This window comes from Rhodococcus yunnanensis NBRC 103083, assembly GCF_001895005.1.
GTDB classification, from domain to species: Bacteria; Actinomycetota; Actinomycetes; order Mycobacteriales; family Mycobacteriaceae; genus Rhodococcoides; species Rhodococcoides yunnanense.
This window is the reverse complement of record NZ_BCXH01000010.1, coordinates 187446-206013: the sequence shown is the minus strand read 5'-3', so window position 1 is coordinate 206013 and position 18568 is coordinate 187446. Positions and strand designations below refer to the sequence as shown.

Genomic DNA, 18568 nt, shown 5'->3' with positions numbered 1-18568 from the left:
TGAGTGACCGGAGGTGACATTCGCTCACCCTGCCGTGACCGGAGGTGACATTCGCTCACGCAGCGGTGATCGAGGGCGACATTCGGTCACTCTGAGTGACCGGAGGCGACATTCGGTCACTCAGAGTGAGTCGATGTGACATTCGCTCGCGCAGCGGTGACCGGAGGTGACATTCGCTCACGCTGCGGTGATCGAGGTGACATTCGCTCACCCTGCCGTGACCGGATGTGACATTCGCTCACCTCGCGGTGACCGGAGGTGACATTCGCTCACCGGGCAGTGGCCGGTAGTCACATTTGCTGGGCCTGACGGGCCGGGTCTACTGCGCACACAGGCGTCGGCCAATCGATGCAGTTTCACGTGAAACAGACGGAACTCAGCGTTGGCCGGACGGACTGTGACGGAGTGAACTCGGCCAATCTTGTCGGATGGCTCCGATAGTTTGGCGAACAGAGGCTGGACACGGGAGGATGAACGAGTGGAACCTGAAGCGTTGGATGACGATCGTTTGATGGCAACAGCAGAGAGCGTATTCGGTCCTCGTTTCGAACTCGCGAAGAAGTACTACGACTCCCTCGCCACCGACGGTGTTGCCCGGGGGCTGATCGGGCCGCGCGAAGTTCCCCGTCTCTGGGAGCGCCACATCCTGAACTGCGCAGTCGTCGGCGAATTGATCGACGAGGGTGAGCGTGTGGTCGATGTCGGAAGCGGTGCGGGCCTACCTGGTATCCCGCTGGCGATTGCGCGTCCCGATCTACACGTCACACTCGTGGAGCCGCTCCTCCGCAGAACTGTGTACCTTGCCGAGTTCATCGAAGAGCACGGGCTCAACGTTCTGGTCGTTCGCGGTCGAGCCGAGCAGCCGGGGGTGAAGAAGGAGGCCGGTGGCGCAGACGTCGTCACGTCTCGTGCTGTCGCTCCTCTGGAGAAGCTTGCGAAATGGTCCCTTCCGCTGATCCACGAGCGCGGTCGAATGCTGGCCCTGAAGGGAAGTAGCGCCGAAGACGAGATCGAGCGCGATCGGGCTTCCCTTAGTCGTATGGGTGCTGGCAAGCTAGAGGTTGTGAAGTGTGGTGTCGATATTCTTCCGACGCCGACGATCGTCGTCAGGGCAGAGCGAGTTCCACGTCGCTTCCCACGCACATGACGAATCCCCGTTCAGCCGTTGGTTCTGAACGCCAATCCAGTTCCGCATTAAGGAGCACGTATGTCGGGTGGATCTGATCCCGCTGTTTCACGTGAAACAGAGTCCGAGAAGGCCGGCGCAAAATCCGGTACTGCAACCGAATCGATGGGTGGCTCGGGCTTCAACTCTTACAGCAGTATCTCCCCCGACGACACTCCAATCGGTGCTGCCGCACATCGAGCCAGCCAAGTTCTGCACCCGGGAAGCGTGACGCTCCCGAAGCCGGCGAAGCGCCGCATGCTGACTATCGCCAACCAGAAGGGCGGGGTCGGCAAGACAACAACTGCCGTCAACCTCGCCGCCGCACTGGCGCTACAGGGGCTCACTGTCCTCGTGGTCGATCTGGACCCTCAGGGCAACGCCAGCACGGCTCTGGGCGTCGAACACCACTCCGGGGTGCCCTCGAGCTACGAGATGCTCATCGGCGAAGTGACGGCCCGTGAGGCGATCCAGAAGAGCCCGCACAGCGACCGCCTGTTCTGCATTCCCGCGACTATCGATCTGGCGGGAGCCGAGATCGAGTTGGTGTCGATGGTGGCGCGTGAGGGCCGGCTCAAGACGGCACTCGCGGACCTTGCCGACATCGACGCGGACTTCATTCTCATCGACTGCCCACCCTCCCTCGGTCTGCTGACAGTCAACGCAATGGTGGCGGCAACCGAGGTGCTCATTCCTATCCAGTGCGAGTACTACGCGCTCGAGGGTGTCGGTCAATTGCTCCGCAACATCGAATTGGTGCAGTCGCATCTGAATCCGGCACTGCACGTCTCGACGGTCATTCTGACGATGTACGACGGCCGGACGAAGCTGGCGGACCAGGTGGCCGAGGAGGTGCGCAAGCACTTCGGCGACGCCGTTCTGAGGGCCGTCATCCCCCGGAGTGTGAAGGTTTCCGAAGCCCCCGGTTACGGCATGACCGTGCTGGATTACGATCCAGGCTCCCGCGGTGCGATGAGCTACTTGGATGCAGGACGAGAATTGGCAGCCCGATCAGCGGTCGCAGTCACAGATGGAACGCAGGAGCGCTGAAGATATGAGTCAAGCACGTAAAGGCGGACTGGGGCGCGGGCTCGCCGCACTCATCCCCACCGGCCCCGATCAAGGGCCTCGACTCGGCAGTGCTGCTGCGGACGTTGTGATCGGCAAGCAGCGTCCGGCGGTCAATCACGGCAAGTCGGCGACGTCCTCTACCGAAGCAACTGCATCTGCGCCGACGCCCACTCCCCCGGTTCGGAGCTCGGATGAGGACCTCGAGCCGGCAGGTGCGGTATACCGCGAGATCTCTCCCGCACTGATTCGGCCCAATCCCAAGCAGCCGCGGTCGGTGTTCGACGACGAGGCGTTAGCGGAACTCGTCCACTCGATCCGCGAATTCGGGCTGATGCAGCCGATCGTTGTGCGGTCGATCGGTCAAGACAGCTACGAACTCGTCATGGGTGAGCGTCGATGGCGAGCCAGCCAAGAAGCCGGGCTCGAGTCGATTCCCGCGATCGTCAGGGAAACCAGCGACGATGCAATGCTGCGCGATGCGCTCCTCGAGAACATCCACCGGGTCCAACTCAACCCGCTCGAAGAAGCTGCGGCGTATCAACAGCTACTCGAAGAATTCGACGTGACTCACGAAGAGTTGGCGGCAAAGATCGGAAGGTCTCGACCCGCAGTCACCAACATGATTCGGTTACTGAAGCTGCCGATTCCGGTACAACGCAGAGTTGCGGCCGGAGTTCTCTCCGCTGGACACGCGCGTGCGTTGCTGTCGTTGGATGCTGGATCCGATGCACAAGAGTCACTCGCCGCTCGCATCGTCGCCGAAGGTTTGTCGGTGCGTGCCACCGAAGAGGCAGTGACGCTGGCCAATCGAAACGACGATTCCGCGCCGACACCTGCCCCGCGGCGTAAGCCGATTCAGATGCCGGGCCTTCAAGATGTCGCGGATCGGCTGTCGGATTCATTCGATACCCGAGTTACCGTCAGTCTGGGAAAGCGAAAAGGCAAGATCGTCGTCGAATTCGGGTCGGTAGACGACCTTCAGAGGATCGTCGACATGATGGAAATTCAGAAAGGAAAGTAGCTCCGAAATTTCAGGTACAAAGACACGCGGTACTTACGTCACTGTGACGAAGATCTGTTCGGTGTCCGGCTCGAGGAAGCTAAGGAGTTCGTAAAATGTTGTTGTTCAACACTTTTCACGCTTCGGCTTCCGCAGTCGGTCGAAACGAGGGCGATCGCATATTCTTGTCGAGTGCATTTCGAACTCGATGCACGCGATCGCCGAAATTCGGGGCATGGAGGCTGAGGTAAGCAGTGTCGACGCTTGTCACCGGAGTCACTTTGGACTCGTTCGATCAATTGCCGACTCACACTCGTCGGTGCCGGTTCTGGGTGCTCGATCCCAAGGCCGAAAATTCGAGCAGCGACGCACTCGATCTCGAATTCGAGAACGAGGCATGGTTGTCGATGATCATGCTCGAATGGGGATCGTGTGGGCAGCTTCTGTCGAGCGGCGGTCGGACTCTGGGGTGCGCGTTGTACTCCCCGCCGGGAGTGGTTCCTCGGTCGACGTCATTTCCCACTTCTCCCGTCAGCGCGGACGCGGTTCTTCTCACCACGTTGCGCATCGAGTCCGAATTGGATCGTGAGGGCCACTCGGCATCGCTGATTCAAGCAGTCGTTGCGGATCTGGTGAACCGCGGAGTTCGTGCGTTGGAAGCATTCGGAATTCGTAGAACGGCCGAGGACGACCGAGTGGGTCCGAAGGCTACGGCAGACCTGACGTGTTCGGATACCACATGCATGATCGACGCCGATTTCCTGGAGAAGGTCGGCTTCGACGTCGTCGCGCCGCACCACCGGTACCCGAGACTTCGGCTCGAGTTGGATCGGGATCATGGCTGGAAGGAAGATGTCGAGTCGGCACTCGAGCAGCTACTGATCGCCGCGAGCTTGACGATGGTCGAGATCGAGCACAAGGACCCGGTCGGCGTCGGCTAGTAGGAAGGACTCAGCGACGATCCGCTGCGGCGAGTTCCTCCGCCAACAGCTCGGCAAAGGTGAACGTTCCTGTCGGCTGGTCGTCGTGACCCAGAAGGTACAGACGTTTGACTGCGATAAGTATTGCCTCGGCGATGATGTCGCGTGAACGTGGGTCACTGAGTACATCCACGTCGGATGCGTTGGTCAGATACCCCATGTCGACCTGAACCGTCGGCATGTTGGTGAGCCGCAACAGATCCCACGTCCGACCATGGCTGCGGCAGTCGAGAAGTGGTGTGCGCGCAACGATTTCGCGCTGTATGTAACCGGTGAGCACCTGTCCGATGAGAGAGGTCGAACCGTGGGAGTTGCCGAAGTGGAAACTGGCCACACCGTTGGCTGCCGTGCTCGAACTCGCGGCACAGCGAAGCGAGATCATCAGGTCGGCATTGAATGCGTTGGAGGTCTCGGCACGCTCGGAGACACTGGGATTGGTGCCGCGGGCGCGAGAGAGAAATGTTTCCATCCCAGTGGCAGCCATTCTGCCTTCGAGTCGGCTGGCGACGTCCCACAGAATCTCGGCTTCACTGATCCGACCGAACATGCCGTCGACGATGCGGCCGGTATCAGCGCCACCGAGATCCGGGTCGATGACGATCCGTTTGCCGGTCAGCTGCGGGCCGGACTGCCGAACGAGCTCTTCCTCGCTGATGGCGTGCGGTGAGCCGCCGGTGACGCGGGCACCGAGGAGATCGAGGGACCTCAGTGTCGCAGGTCCGCAGATGCCGTCCGGTGACAAACCGATCTCACGCTGGAACGAGGACAGTCCTTCGTGTGTCTTGGGGCCGAAGTAACCGTCGACGCGTTCGCTGTAGAAACCGAGATCCTGCAGTCGCGTCTGAAGCGTGGCTACGTCGTCGCCGTACAGCGGAGCCGACAGTTGATAGATCAGAGTGCGCGCGCCGAGCCGATACGACGCTTCCTTGAGGAACCGGTAGGTGGCTGGACCTACTACTCCGTCGACCAGCAGGCCGCGGTGTTGCTGGAATGCGCGGACTGCACTGTCGAGCGCGGAATCGTATTCCGACGCCGGTGCCGTCCAGTGTGTTGGATCCGACGAAGGATCGACACTGTCGTCGTGCAGAAATCCTAGAGAGACGAGTGTGCTCCGTACCTCCGCGACGGCGGGTCCCGAATCGCCGTGACTGAGTCGGTGCATGCCTGACTACCTCTCGCTGAAAGTGTGTCGATTTCCGTGTGGTCAGTATCGTCCACCGGACGAGTTCTCGAGGGGCGTCCGACCAGCCGATTGCCCGACCACACAAAAGTCGATGTGCCGACAGGTGCACCGGCACATCGAACGATTGTCTCAGAAAGTAGTCTCCGGACCGCAATCCACGCCGCCCGGCACTGCGTCACAGTACAGAGTCGAGGTCCTTGAGCAGGGCCGCCTTGCCCTTGGCGCCCACAATCTGCTTCACCGGCTTGCCGCCCTGGAAGAGGATCAGCGTCGGAATCGACATGACCTTGAAGTCGCGCGCGGCCTGAGGGTTGGCGTCGATGTCCAACTTCGCGATGGTCAACTTGTCCGAGTGCTCGGCAGCGATCTCCTCGAGCACCGGGGCGACCATCTTGCAGGGACCACACCAGGTTGCCCAGAAGTCGACGAGAACGGGCTTCTCGCTGGTCAGGACGTCATCGACGAACGATGCGTCGGTAATGGTGACGGTCTTCTTGTCGTCGGACATCTGGTGGGTCTCCTTCGTGGGTGGAGCAGTGGGGGTCGGTGTGGTGAAACAGGTGGTGAATCAGGCAGTGACTACGTCGACGGACTGATCGGCGTGCTCGAGGGTATTGGTCGTGATGTCACCCTGCTCGGCGAGCCAACGCTCGGCATCGATCGAGGCGGTGCAGCCGGTTCCAGCAGCGGTGATGGCTTGCTGGTAGACGTGATCGACGAGGTCGCCCGCAGCGAACACACCCTCGATCGACGTCGCCGAGGACGGGGAGGCCACCTTGACGTATCCGGCCTCGTCGAGTTGCACCTGGTCCCTGACCAGTTCGTTTCGAGGATCGTGCCCGATGGCAACGAACATTCCTGTCACGTCGAGAGTCGACTTCTCGCCGGTCAGAGCATTCTGCAGAGTCAGTCCGGTGACCGACGTGTCACCGAGAACCTCGAGAACGTTGGTGTCGGTGAGGAAACGGATCTTCTCGTTGTTCTTGGCACGCTCGAGCATGATTCGTGACGCACGGAACTCACTGCGGCGGTGCACCACGGTCACACTGCGGGCGAATCTCGTCAGGAAGGTTGCTTCCTCCATCGCGGAGTCCCCACCGCCGATGACTGCGATGTCCTGGTCGCGGAAGAAGAAGCCATCACACGTGGCACATGCGCTGACACCGCGTCCGAGCAACTTCTCTTCGCCGGGGATGCCGAGGTAACGCGCTGCCGCTCCCATCGCCAGGATGATCGCGCGTGCCTGGTACGTCTCGCCGCCCGCGGATACCGTCTTGATCTCGCCGCGCAGGTCGAGTTCTTCGACATCCTCGGTGCGGATGTCTGCTCCGAATCGCTTGGCCTGCTCACGCATCTGCTCCATCAGGTCCGGGCCCATGATGCCGTCGCGGAAACCCGGGAAGTTCTCCACCTCGGTGGTGGTCATCAACGCGCCGCCGAATTGAGTTCCCTCGAACAGAAGCGGCTGCAACTCAGCCCTGGCTGCGTATACACCTGCGGTGTACCCGGCCGGTCCCGAGCCGACGATGATGAGATCGTGAACCTTGGGCGTAGTCATGCGGGCCTTCCCCTAGAAGTTCGATACGTACCGCCGGCGTTCGAGCCGCTGCCGACGGATATGACAACACCAGGGTAAGCGGTGTTGTTCCCGGCCGGGACTTGGTGCAACCTACACGCTCGTCAGTCGACGTCCCGGCGAAACAGGGGTTGCGGGTTGCCTGTGTCGCACCCCGATCCCACAGCCAGGACGGTAGTTCCGTCGGCGGGATACCTGGGCAGAATCAGCATGGTGCCACTACGTCCGTCGATGTCCACCGCGGTGGCACCCAGAACAACGGTGTCGCGTCCGATTCCGTTGGCCTCCAGGCAATCCGGGAGCTTCCCCGAGTCGACCAACGGGACAGGATCTTGCTTCTGCATGACGGAATGGACGACGGACGCATCGATGTCTGCGGAATCGAGTGTCAGAACGGAGCTGTTCGAAGGGGCCGCAACGGTGCCGGTCTCGGACCGATCGACCGTCGACACGAGCACGACGGTCACGAGCGCCAACAGCAACACAGCGGCCGCCGCGGCCCCGAACAACCACACCGGTGGCCGTCGCGTTTTCCGGATCGAGCGAACCGGGTCCTGCGGGACGGGGTGCTGCGAGACAGAGTGCTCGGACGCCAGCGCACGATCGATACGCTCGGCCACCTCCGGCGGCATCGGCAGCCCGCTGCCGAGGTCCGAGCCGACATTCCCGAGACGCGAGGATACGGCGTCGAGGGCCGCAAGGACCTCCATCGCACTCTCGTCGGCCCGGACGAGCGGCCATAGACGCGTGCTCACAGAGTCGGACAGAACTCCTGCGTGGAGGTCGGCGAGGAGGTCGAAGGAAAACGGCGCTACGGGAAGGCGCTCGATACCGTGAGATGCCACTTCGGTCTCCTCTCCGTGCACAGTGATGTCCACACGCAGTCGTTCCTACACTTGATAAGACGCTCCGAAGCGCCTATCGGTTCCCCTCTTCCTGCAAGTATCGAAGACGTACCGCAAGTTTCAACCGACCGCGAGCACATCGACTCTTCACCGTGCCGGTCGGGACGCCGAGGATTGCCGCGGCGTCGGCGACCGAATAGCCTTCCATGTCCACTGCGACCACTGCCGACCTCTGCTCGGGTGGAAGCGACATCAACGCGTTGTGCACCTCGATCGAGGTCTCGAGATCGGATATGCGATCCCGCGTTTCGGTCGGCTCCTGCACATCGGCGTCGGTGAGTGACGTCGTCGGCCTCGACCGGTTCCTTCTGATTCTGTCGAGGCACGCGTTGACGACGATCTTGTGCATCCAGCTGCGTACCGCCGCGTCCGCGCGAAACGAGCCCGCCGTTCGATGAGCCGACAGCAACGCTTCCTGAAGAGCATCTGCCGCGTCCTCCGTGGTGTAACTGGTTCGACGCGCCGTCATCCAGAGGTGCTCGTGATGACGATGTACCAGTGCGGTGAACGCGTCAGGGTCGCCTCTGACATGCGCATTCAATAATTCGACGTCGGAGAGTCCGCTGAGCAGACCCCCGACCCCACCATTCATCCCGAAAATCCCCATACGAAAACGGCTCCCCCCGTGTTACCGCATTGACGGAGAGCCTATGGCATGGAGACCGCGGAGTACGAAACGATCCGAGCTCAGGATCGAGCGGTGAACCCGAAGTCGGCGATCGAGGTCTGGTTACGCCCGTCCTCGGTACTGAGGCCGGTGATCCAGAGCAGCACGTGATCGGTGGGTTCGGTGGCGTTCAGCGGTATTTCCGTCACTCCGTCGCCGAGCGTTGCCTGACCGATGACGGTGGTGTCGGTGAGACTCGGCGAATCACTTGGCGCCGAGCGAATTTCGACCACGGTTCCCGGGGAGGGAGAGTTGACGTACGCGCTGGTGAGCACCTGCGAGGACGGCAGTGTGGCGAGTAGTCCTACGCCGTTCTTGAGCGACGGGAACGGCTGGTAGTACGCGTCCGTCTGCCACACCGTCGATGGATTGTCGTCGACGGCATTGTCGGCGGTTCCAGGGCTGTCCGGGCTTCCCTGTGGGGAGAAGACCTCGACGGAATCGACGGAGACAGGGGTACCGGTCGGTGCCGCTGCCGGCGGTGCACCGGGTGTTGCCGGCGCCGAGGCACTGGTGGTCAGACCGAAATCCTGCTCGCTCAGTGGCTCGTCGGAATTGTTGCCGGCCAGGAACGTGAACAGCCAGTAACCCGCGAAACCGAGAACGACGACGGTGAGAGCACCGAGTACGACGAGCGCGATGTTGGTGCGCTTGGACCGCAACTGTTGTGCGGCGATCTCCTCGGGATCTGCCAGCGAATGGCCGGTGGACCCGGGAGGACGTTGGCCGAGCCGCAGAGCGGGCATCAGATCGGTCTTGTCGTTGACGACGGCGGCCTGGTCCAGGACGTGCTGAACCGTCGCCGCAGTGCGGATGCCGCTGTTCTGCTCGAGCGCTCGTACTGCGACGGCCGAGATCTCGAACGGGACGTCGGAGCGAATTCGGCGGGGCTCCACCGCATTACCGTTGGCATCGCGGTCGGCAGGCTTCATTCCGCCGACGGCACGAAGGGGGGTATCGGGCCGGGTGGGTCCACCGTGGGTGCCGTCGACCAGGGGCCAGCGAGCTGTGATGAGCGCGTACAACATTGCGCCCAGACCGCGCACGTCCGATCCGGGATCGGCGTCGGCCAGGGTGGCAGGAAACGCGAGAACCGCGTTGCCGCTGCTGCTGATGCGCACGCGATCGGGATGATCGATCGACAGTGCGCCGCCGCTGCGATGTGCAGCTTCGGCCGCCGCCGCGAGCGCCTTGATGGCTCGCGCTGCACCCGTCGGCGACGGGACGGTGTCCGCCATCTCGCGCAGTGATCGACCCGGCGTCCATTCTGCGACAACGATTCCACCGGAGCTGCCGCGTACTACATCGAGAACTCGGGCCAGACCTGGCGAATTGATACGACCGAGACGGAGGGTTCGCGACAGAATGGCCTGTGGGCCCTCGGGGCGGTCCGGAGACAGTGCGGTTGCCTGCTGATCGGCGTCGACGAACGTCAGCGCGACCTCGCGGTCCAGTTTGACATCGTGCGCCTGCCAGAACTTGAGTCCGCGTGCGCCGCCGTGCGGCGCGAGCAGTCGGTAGCGGCCACCGGCGACCGACGCGCCGGGAATGAGCTTGGGGCCACGCAGCGAGCGAGTGGGTTCCGACGAACCACCGACGGGAGGAAGCGGCGGAGATCCGACGGGAATGGTGCCGGTGTCCGAGGTCGTTTCGGGTGGCGACTTCTGGAGGGCAACCTTCGCGGTGTCGGCAGCAGCCGAGTCGTCCCCAGCGGAGTCAACCCCAGCCGCATCGGCCACCGACGTCGTATGGCCTGCGTCGGCACCTTCGTGCTCTGCAGTGTCGTGCTCTGCTGTTTCGGGGTCCGAAGAGTCGGCCTCGACCTTGATCGTCCCGGGCTTGCTCGTCTCGGGCTTGCCTGTCTCGGGCTTGGTCGTGTCAGGGTTGCTGGTGTCAGGCTTGTCGCCTGTGGCCACCGGCACAGTCTTGGGGTCGACAGAAGAGCTGGTCGACGGCTTGGCCTGGCTCGAGGCGGCTTTCGCGCGCTCGTCTACCTCGACACCACCAGTTGCTCGGTCCGTGTCCTTGGCAGTGGACTCGGCCGGCCCCCCAGCCACATCGTCGTCGGTCACTCTCACTCCTTCGCGCGTGTATGCCCCGAGTTGTATGGCACGTCTGCCCGGATGGGGCTGACCTGCAGTGGACGGCGTCCCGGTCCGCCGGGGTCCAGGGTACGGGAGTCGTTCCCCGGCAGTGTCCCATGCAGCGCCTGAACGAACGACCGGTATCGATTCCGAGGTCTCTGCGGTCGCGGCGGCCTCGACGGGTACGGCAGTCCTACCGCGCAACTTACGAACGACCTTGCTGATCGCCACCGTGACTGCGAGCACTTCGGGGATTCTGCCGAACCACAGGATGCCGAAAGTGATGCCGAGCATGAGCACTGCGCAGATTCCGACACGCAGCATTGCACCGACCATGCCGAGCGGCTCGGTGAGTCCGCCGAGGTCGGCGATGCGGTCGATCGCCAGCATGGCCGTCCCACCTGCAGCGGACGCGATCAGAACCATCCAGATGGTCTTGCCGACGTTGATCATGCGCAGGTTGCCGAGGCTTCTGTGCAGCAGAAATCCACCGATGCAGGCACCCACGACAAAACCGAGGCCGTTTGCGACGCCGAGGTACAGAACGACCTGCTGGTCGTTGCTCGCAAGTGTCGGGGCAAGCGCGGACAGCGCGATCTTGACTCCGGTGATGCCGAGAATGATCCATGTCGGGGTCCAGGCCTTCTCACGGGCGTAGAACACGCGCAGGTGGATCAGAACCAGTGCGTACGGGATCAGGGTGAAGGCGGACCAACTGACGGCCTCGCCGAGTCGGCCTGCGTCGTCGGCGAAGTTGCCGAATCCGAACAGGGCCTCGCCCACCCAGGGACCTGCGAAGGTAAGGAACACGACGATCGGGACGAGCGCGACGAGGGTGAGCCTGGTCGCGACGGACAGATCGTCGACGACGGCAGGGGTGTTGCCCTCGGCAGCGTTGCGGCTGAGCCTGGGCATGATCGCCGTGAGCACGGTGACACCCAGGATGCCGTACGGCAGCTGCAGAAGGATCCAGGCCTGCGAATAGATGGCGGGTCCTGCGGCGTCGGCGCCCGCCGAGATTCGCGTCGCGAACACGAGTCCGGCCTGGCTGATGACGACGTACAGGATGATCGCGGCGGCCATCCCGCCGAACGTCTTGAGTCGCGCGTCGAAGCCCCACAGCGGGCGCAGGTCCACTTTCTCGCGCTTGAGAGCAGGGATCAGTGCGGCGACCTGAGTGATGACGCCCGCGGTCACCCCGAGTCCGAGGATCAGCACGTGCGGATCGCTGATCTGCACCGGGTCGAGGGAGATCTCGCCCGGTACGAAGAAGTACAGCGAGAAGATGCCGAGAACGACGAGGTTGTTCCATACCGGCGCCCATGCGCCCGGCCGGAAGTTCTGCCGCGTGTTCAGGATGGCCGTCAACAGGCCCGAGAGGCCGTAGAAGAGGATCGCCGGGAGCAGCAGATAGGACAGAGCGGTGGTGAGATCGCTGCTCACCTTGGCCGAGTCGTCGATCAACATCCGACTGAGCAGTGGCGCGCTGATGGTCGCAATGAGTGCGACGACCGCAAGCATCGTGAACGCAATGGTGAACAGTCTTCGGACGAACGACGCCCCGCCGTCGGCATCCTCCATCTCTGCTCGGACGAGAACCGGCACGACGATGGCGGTGAGAACTGCGCCGAGCACCAGCTCGGAGATCATGTTCGGCAGAATCGTCGCCGAGGTGAACGAACTGGCTATCGCGCCGCCGAGGATCGCGAGCATGACGACCTGTTTGAAGAACCCGGTGATGCGGCTGACCAGGGTCGCGACGGCGATGGAGCCGGTCGACGCGAGCAGACTCTTCTGCGGCTTCTTCGCTGGAGCCTCGTCGGGCGGTGTCTTTCGGTCCGGCTGCCTGTGTGGGTCACCAGGGGGGATTCTTCGGGGAGCGGCGTGGATCGGTGGATAGTCCTCGTCGCGGAACCGTGGAATCAGCTGGGTGACCGAGTTGTCCGGTGCCGGACCGCCGTCGGGAGCCGGAGGTGCGGGATAACTCCGCATCTCACGCGGTGCGGACTCACGTTCCCATGGCGCCTGGCGAGGTGGCGTCGTACGACGGAAGACCTGGGCTGCGGGCAGCCGCGTACGTGGGACGTCCCCCTCGTACGGGATGTTCCCGGTCATGGTCTTTCGTACCCTTCGTCGGCCGGGTCGGGTTGCCCCCTGAACCTGTGCCACAGTCGGCGCCCCGCAAGCAACAGCAGAAGGACTCCGGCGCAGGCGGTGATGATCGCCAACGCTTGTCCATACGCATTCGACCGTACGGACACGGTGGTCGCTTCGCCCAATTGCCGACCGTCGAGCGTCGTCAGAGCGAAGTCGACCGTCAGATTCCTGGTGTCGTCGACCTGGGCAGGCACTGTGATGGTGCGGCTGCCGCGCGCGGGAAGAGCAGTGGATCCGACGTCACTGATGGTCATCTCGGACGGCGCATTCACATCGAGCCGGACGTTGACGCCGACGGGGAGATCGTTGCGCGCGACCAGCAGCAGCGGACTCTGCTCCGAGGCCAACGTGTAGACCCCACCTGGCGCGAGGACGGTCACCGCGTCGAAAATGCTCTGAACGCCTGTTTCCGAGCCGTCCATGCGCACGTGAGACATCTTCGCTGCATAGGCGGGGTCGGTGTCCTTGCCCGCGGTCGTCAGCGCGCGCAGAAGATCTTCGCGTAGCGGGGCCGTGTAGACCCGTGGAGTCAAAGCCGACTGTGGATCTTCGACGAGGGAACCGCGGAGCGACTCGATCCGCGAGCTCTGCGCGCGGACACGGTCCTCGAGATAGACGTCACGATCGGGCTGCGGAACGGTGCGGGCTTCGATGGGAAGCCCGGTCGGAGCCTCGGTGACGAGGTCGGTGAACGGCCTCGGCGTCGCGAGACCGGAGCGGAGCATCGACGAGATCGAGGACAGGATGGTCGTCGGTTCGTCGCCGCCTGCTGTCCAGTACTGCGGCGGGGCAATGGTCAGAGCGCGAGGGGCGTCGGATCGCTCGGCCAGCGCGTGGTAGAACACCGCCCCGAGTGCATCCTGCAATCGTGCGGTGCGTGAGTCCTGAGACAAGTCGTAGCGCTGGTCCTCGGGAGTGAACGCGGGAGTCGCCGGAGTTTCACCGACCCCTGCCAGCGCTGTTGCCGTCGCTGAGTCGAACAGCGTTGCGTTCAACGGAGCATCGACGGAACTTCCGCCCGCGACCGCCGCCACCGCACCTGCGGCCGCAGGAGCGACGCTGTTGTCGGCGAGCAGCGCAGTGCTCGGACCCGTGGAACGAACCGTCGCCGCAGCCGGTGCGCCCAGCTGGCCCGAGGCACTCCAGACGACGTCTCGAACCGAGGTGACGCCGAGGATGGAGTCGACGATGTCGGCCGGCGCCTCGAGGGCACTGGCGGCGAGAGATGCGTCGCCGACGTTGCCCAGTGCGCCGATGTCGACCTGCGCGAACGGCACAGCGGTGACGCACATCGATTCGGCAAGCGACTCGAGTCTGGCCAACCACGACGTCGCGGCGTCACTTCCCGATCCCGCGTACGACGGCCCATCGGGGTCCGCCGGATCTTCGACGACCAGATAACCGCGGCTCATGTTGGAGACGGTGATCAGGAGGTCGGGGTCGATCGCCAGGCACATGCTCCCGGCCAGTCTGCCGTCCGGATCGAGCTGATCCGTGGTGGTGAATTCGACGGCCTGAAGCAGTTCGTCGAGACGGCCGCCGGTGGCGAGCTCGGACGCCAGCTCGTCGTCGACGAGTCGGACCTTCTCGTCGATCGTCCCTGGATTGCCTGCGGCGAGGCGCGGCTTGTCGGCGAGCGGCCACATGACCGTCGTCGCAACGGGAGCCGCTGTGCTCGGCGGCATCGGCGCCGACGACGGGTCCGTCGGATCGCGGGGAACCCCTGCGACAGGAAGCAGGAATCGTGCGTCGTCGAGTCGGGCGGTTCCGCCGTACTCGGGAGTGCCGTTGACGTTGAGAAGCAGCGGGTACACACCAGGGGAGTCGATGTTCAGCGAGGGCGCGGTGGTGCTGCGCAACGGCATCGAGACGACGAACTGGGCGCTGGCTCCCCGTTCGAGGCTGTCGGAGACTGTCTGGAACTCGCCGACGTTCGGAAACTCCTGTTGATCGAGGGACAGCGACGTCCGCAACTCGTCCGGCTGCGCGACGGCAGCGGCACCCTGCATCCGGACGCTGATGTCGTCGACGCGTCGGTCTCCGGTGTTGGTGACGGTGGCGCGGACGGTGACGAACGGCTCGCTGGTGGTGGTCACGGTTCCTGGCGCGACCGTGTCGACGGACAAGTCGAGGAACTGGTTGCCGCGAGTGGTTTCCGGGAGGTCGGATTCACTCGATTGGTAGGTGAGGTCGGCGGACACCGACGGATCCGTCCCGTCCGGTTCCTGAGCGAGTGCCACTGCAGGCGTGAGCGCAAGCAGTACTGCGGTCAATGCGGCCGCAGTGACCTCGGTGAGCCGCACTTCTCACTCCCTGCCGACGGGCGTTTCGGGACCCGGGTCGTTCATGCCTTCGATCAACCGGCTGGCGATCGCGGCGAGCTTACGCTCATCGGCGTAGGCGAGGCGAGAGGACAGCTCGCTCAGCGGAACCCATGCCACCTCGGTGACCTCGACATCCTCGTCGGAGAGTTCGCCGCCGAGAAACCGCAACAGATAGTGATGCACCGTCTTGTGCACCCTGCGTCCCTCGGTCACGAACCAGTAGTCGATGCTGCCGAGAGACGCAAGAACGGAACCGCGGATGCCGGTTTCCTCGGCAACCTCTCGCATGGCGGTCTGCTCGGCTGTCTCACCCTGCTCGATATGGCCCTTGGGTAGCGACCACAGCAGACGGCCGCGTCGGTCCGTTCGGCCGATCAGTGCTGCGCAGCGTTGTGCAGGTGGGCCGTCCAGACCGTCGACGACCAGGCCTCCAGCCGAAGTTTCGCGGACGGTCCTGAGTTTGGGCTTGTCGCTTTCGGCGCGTGCGTTTCGCCGCCGCGGGTTGCGGCGGCTCCTGTTCGCACTCTCGCCGGCAGACACCCAATCAATACTAGATGGAAAGACAGTAGGAACAGTCCTGCCGCTCCGCGTGCTCCACATTCGTCGTACACCGACACGGCCGCACGCTGCACCGGGGGCCTCGCCTAGGCTCTATCGACGTGGCCGAACAGTCTCCATCCCCCCGACACCCCGACGCGTCCTCCGACCGCCGCGAGAGACTGTTGGCGTCGGCCGCCGTCACCTTGTCCGAGCTGTCGTCGCTGCTGGCACCTCTCGCGGCACGGTTCGCGGCCGAGGGACACGAACTCTTTCTCGTCGGCGGCAGCGTGCGCGATGCGATTCTCGGTCGACTCTCCGGCGATCTCGACTTCACCACCGATGCGCGCCCCGAGGTCGTGCAGCAGCTGCTCACCGGGTGGGCCGACAATCAGTGGGACACCGGCATCGCGTTCGGGACGGTGAGCGCAGCCAAGGGTGAGCAGTTGATAGAGATCACCACCTATCGCACGGACTCCTACGACCAGGTATCGCGCAACCCCGAGGTTCGGTACGGCACGAGTCTGGAGGAGGACCTCGTTCGCCGGGATTTCACGGTCAACGCGATGGCTGTCCGGCTCGGCGCCGACGGCTCACAGGAGTTCGTCGATCCGCTCAGTGGCATGGACGCACTGCTCGAGGGGCTGCTGGACACGCCGTCGACGCCGGAGAAATCGTTCAACGACGACCCGCTCCGCATGCTGCGCGGCGCGCGCTTCGTCTCCCAGCTCGGTTTCTCGTTGATGCCGAGGGTGCACACCGCCATCACCGAGATGGCCGGCCAGATCGAGCGCATCACAGCCGAACGGGTCCAGGTCGAACTCGACAAGTTGCTGCTCGGTGAGTTCCCGATCGAGGGCATCGACGTCATGACCGAGACCGGGTTGGCCGAGTACGTGCTGCCCGAGGTGCCGGCGATGAAGCTCGAGATCGACGAACACCATCAGCACAAGGACGTCTACTGGCACTCGCTGACGGTCTTGAAGCAGGCGATCGACCTCGAGGACGGCGATCCGGATCTCGTATTGCGCTTGGCCGCACTGCTGCACGACATCGGCAAGCCGGACACCCGCAAGCACGAGCCGGGCGGCGGCGTCAGTTTTCATCACCACGAGGTCGTCGGATCGAAGATGGTCCGCAAGCGTATGCGTGCGCTCAAGTACTCCAAGAGAATGATCGACGACGTCTCGCAGCTGGTGTTCCTGCACCTGCGGTTCCACGGCTACGGCAAGGGACAGTGGACCGACTCTGCCGTTCGCCGGTACGTCACCGATGCCGGCGAGCTACTTCCCAAGCTGCACAAGCTCGTTCGTGCCGACAGTACGACGCGCAACAAGCGTCGCGCTGCCGCCCTGCAGGCCACCTACGACGATCTGGAGCAGCGGATCGCCGCGCTCGCCGAGCAGGAGGACCTGGCTCGTGTTCGTCCCGATCTCGACGGTAACGCGATCATGGAACTGCTCGGCATTCCGGCCGGTCCCGAGGTCGGCAAGGCCTGGAAGTTCCTGAAGGAACTCAGGCTCGACCGTGGGCCTCTCCCCCGCGAGGAGGCCGAGAAAGAACTACTGGCCTGGTGGAAAAGCCAGGGCTAGAAGGCGTCTGAGGCTAACGATGTCGTCGTGCGTTGACGACGACCACTACCAGCCCGAGAACGTAGACGAGGGCGCCGGCGTAGACCACGGTGTGGGCCGACGTCTCGCCCGCGAGGTCCACGGTGCCAGGCCCGACGACGAACGCAGCGACGGCCAGAGCCGCGACGAAGAAGATGTTGAACACCGTGTCCTGCAGTGCGAAGACGCGGCCGCGGTGGTCGTCGTCGATTTCGATCTGCATCGACGCGTCACCGGTGAGCTTGATGGTCTGGCCCGCCACGCCGAGCAGGAACGCACCGATCAGCAGACTGGTCTGGGTGAGGGCGGCGATGAATGTCGCCTGCACGATCGCTGCGAGCGTCAGCGCTCCGATGATGGTGCGGACACGTCCGAGTCGCGGCAGCAGGAACGGCGTCAGAACCGCTGCGACGAGCATGCCCGCGGCGGTCGCTCCCACCGCGATTCCGAATCCTGCGAGACCGCCCGGTAGCGACGTCGAGGTGCTCTCCCGGAGGATCAGCACCATGATCAGAGTGTCCGCTCCGAATACGATGCGGTGGGTGCCGATCCCGGCCATGGCAGCGGTGACCGTCGGCGAATGCCACACGGCGACGGCTCCGGACTTCAGACCGGCGGCGATGTCCGCCAGGGCCCTGAGTGCGCCGTGGTCACCCGGTTCGGCGAGAGTGGCCGGGCCGAGCGAGCGCCGCGGAAAACGTGCTGCGGCGTAGGTTCCCACCACCGAACCCGAAGCCGCCGCGGCAACCGCGACCCCTGATCCGACGTCGCCTGCCCCGATTCCTCCGATGATGGCGACTGCGGCTCCCGCACCCGCTGCGGCGAAACCGGATCCGACGGTGGCGAGAAGCGAGTTCATCGGCACGAGCCACGAGGTGCGGACGACGTGCGGCAACGATGCCGACACTCCGGCAAGTACGAAGCGGCTCAGCCCCACCGTCGTCAATGCAAGCAGCAGTAGGGGTGTCTCTCCTCCGCCTGCGAACAGGAGTGATGCGGTGACGGCAATGAGGATCATGCGCAGGACGTTCGCCCACAGCACCACCGCGCGGCGATCCCAGCGATCGAGCATGGCACCGGCGAACGGCCCGATCACCGAATACGGAACGAGCAGTACGGCGAATCCGGCAGCGATCGCCGCTGGATTCGATTCACGTTCCGGGTTGAACAGGATGGCCCCGCTCAACGCAGCCTGGAACAGGCCGTCGCCGAACTGGCCTGCAAAACGGATGGCGGTGAGTTTGCCTGCTCCGGGCGAATCTCGAAGGCGCGCCAGGAGGGTCTCGTTGCTCACTGCTGCACTGTAATA

At 63.9% G+C, this 18568-nt stretch carries 14 protein-coding genes; 5 read left to right on the top strand and 9 right to left on the bottom strand.

The genetic code is table 11. The annotated features are described in order from the left end of the window. Positions 1-511 precede the first annotated feature (511 nt). From rsmG to RY1_RS17390, 4 genes are all read left to right on the top strand, one after another. Positions 512-1147 (top strand): 16S rRNA (guanine(527)-N(7))-methyltransferase RsmG, encoded by a 636-nt coding sequence (rsmG, locus tag RY1_RS17405; RefSeq protein WP_072805206.1) that lies wholly within the window; start codon positions 512-514, stop codon positions 1145-1147. Positions 1148-1207: 60 nt separating this feature from the next. After that, positions 1208-2215 carry a ParA family protein gene (locus RY1_RS17400; RefSeq protein WP_072805204.1) on the top strand — a complete coding sequence of 336 codons (1008 nt, stop codon included), beginning with the start codon at positions 1208-1210 and terminating at the stop codon, positions 2213-2215. Positions 2216-2219: 4 nt separating this feature from the next. Beyond that, positions 2220-3257 carry a ParB/RepB/Spo0J family partition protein gene (locus tag RY1_RS17395; protein ID WP_072805202.1) on the top strand — a complete coding sequence of 346 codons (1038 nt, stop codon included), beginning with the start codon at positions 2220-2222 and terminating at the stop codon, positions 3255-3257. A 233-nt stretch (positions 3258-3490) separates the two neighbouring features. Continuing rightward, a complete protein-coding gene (locus RY1_RS17390; RefSeq protein WP_072805201.1) occupies positions 3491-4177 on the top strand; it encodes a hypothetical protein in 687 nt (228 codons plus the stop codon). A gap of 10 nt (positions 4178-4187) precedes the next feature. Here the strand turns inward: RY1_RS17390 and RY1_RS17385 are convergent, their stop codons facing one another. The 8 genes from RY1_RS17385 to RY1_RS17350 form a co-directional block, all read right to left on the bottom strand. Further along, positions 4188-5378 carry an N-acetylmuramoyl-L-alanine amidase gene (locus tag RY1_RS17385; RefSeq protein WP_072805199.1) on the bottom strand — a complete coding sequence of 397 codons (1191 nt, stop codon included), beginning with the start codon at positions 5376-5378 and terminating at the stop codon, positions 4188-4190. 196 nt (positions 5379-5574) lie between these two features. Then, positions 5575-5907: a thioredoxin gene (trxA, locus tag RY1_RS17380; protein WP_072805197.1), complete on the bottom strand. Its 333-nt coding sequence runs from the start codon at positions 5905-5907 to the stop codon at positions 5575-5577. Between the two features lie 60 nt (positions 5908-5967). After that, positions 5968-6957, bottom strand: coding sequence for a thioredoxin-disulfide reductase (trxB, locus tag RY1_RS17375; RefSeq protein ID WP_072805196.1), 990 nt, complete (start codon positions 6955-6957; stop codon positions 5968-5970). Between the two features lie 122 nt (positions 6958-7079). Next, positions 7080-7820 carry an RsmA family anti-sigma factor gene (locus RY1_RS17370; protein WP_139279893.1) on the bottom strand — a complete coding sequence of 247 codons (741 nt, stop codon included), beginning with the start codon at positions 7818-7820 and terminating at the stop codon, positions 7080-7082. Between the two features lie 73 nt (positions 7821-7893). Beyond that, positions 7894-8472: an RNA polymerase sigma factor SigM gene (gene sigM / locus RY1_RS17365; RefSeq protein ID WP_139279892.1), complete on the bottom strand. Its 579-nt coding sequence runs from the start codon at positions 8470-8472 to the stop codon at positions 7894-7896. 95 nt (positions 8473-8567) lie between these two features. Further along, positions 8568-12746, bottom strand: a complete 4179-nt coding sequence (locus tag RY1_RS17360; RefSeq protein WP_072805192.1) for a murein biosynthesis integral membrane protein MurJ — start codon at positions 12744-12746, stop codon at positions 8568-8570. Beyond that, entirely contained in the window at positions 12743-15091 is a 2349-nt protein-coding gene (locus RY1_RS17355) for a glycoprotein (protein WP_072805190.1), read from the bottom strand. Before RY1_RS17355 ends, RY1_RS17360 begins: the two co-directional genes overlap by 4 nt. Before the next feature lie 3 nt (positions 15092-15094). After that, positions 15095-15652: an NUDIX hydrolase gene (locus RY1_RS17350; protein ID WP_072805188.1), complete on the bottom strand. Its 558-nt coding sequence runs from the start codon at positions 15650-15652 to the stop codon at positions 15095-15097. Between the two features lie 119 nt (positions 15653-15771). Between RY1_RS17350 and RY1_RS17345 the strand changes: the two genes are divergently transcribed. Continuing rightward, the gene (locus tag RY1_RS17345; protein WP_072805186.1) at positions 15772-17241 is read left to right on the top strand and encodes a CCA tRNA nucleotidyltransferase; all 1470 of its coding nucleotides are present in this window, start codon (positions 15772-15774) and stop codon (positions 17239-17241) included. A gap of 13 nt (positions 17242-17254) precedes the next feature. Here RY1_RS17345 and RY1_RS17340 read toward each other — a convergent pair whose 3' ends face one another. Continuing rightward, complete coding sequence (locus RY1_RS17340) at positions 17255-18553, bottom strand: MFS transporter (RefSeq protein WP_072805184.1); 1299 nt, start codon at positions 18551-18553, stop codon at positions 17255-17257. Between the last annotated feature and the right edge of the window lie 15 nt (positions 18554-18568).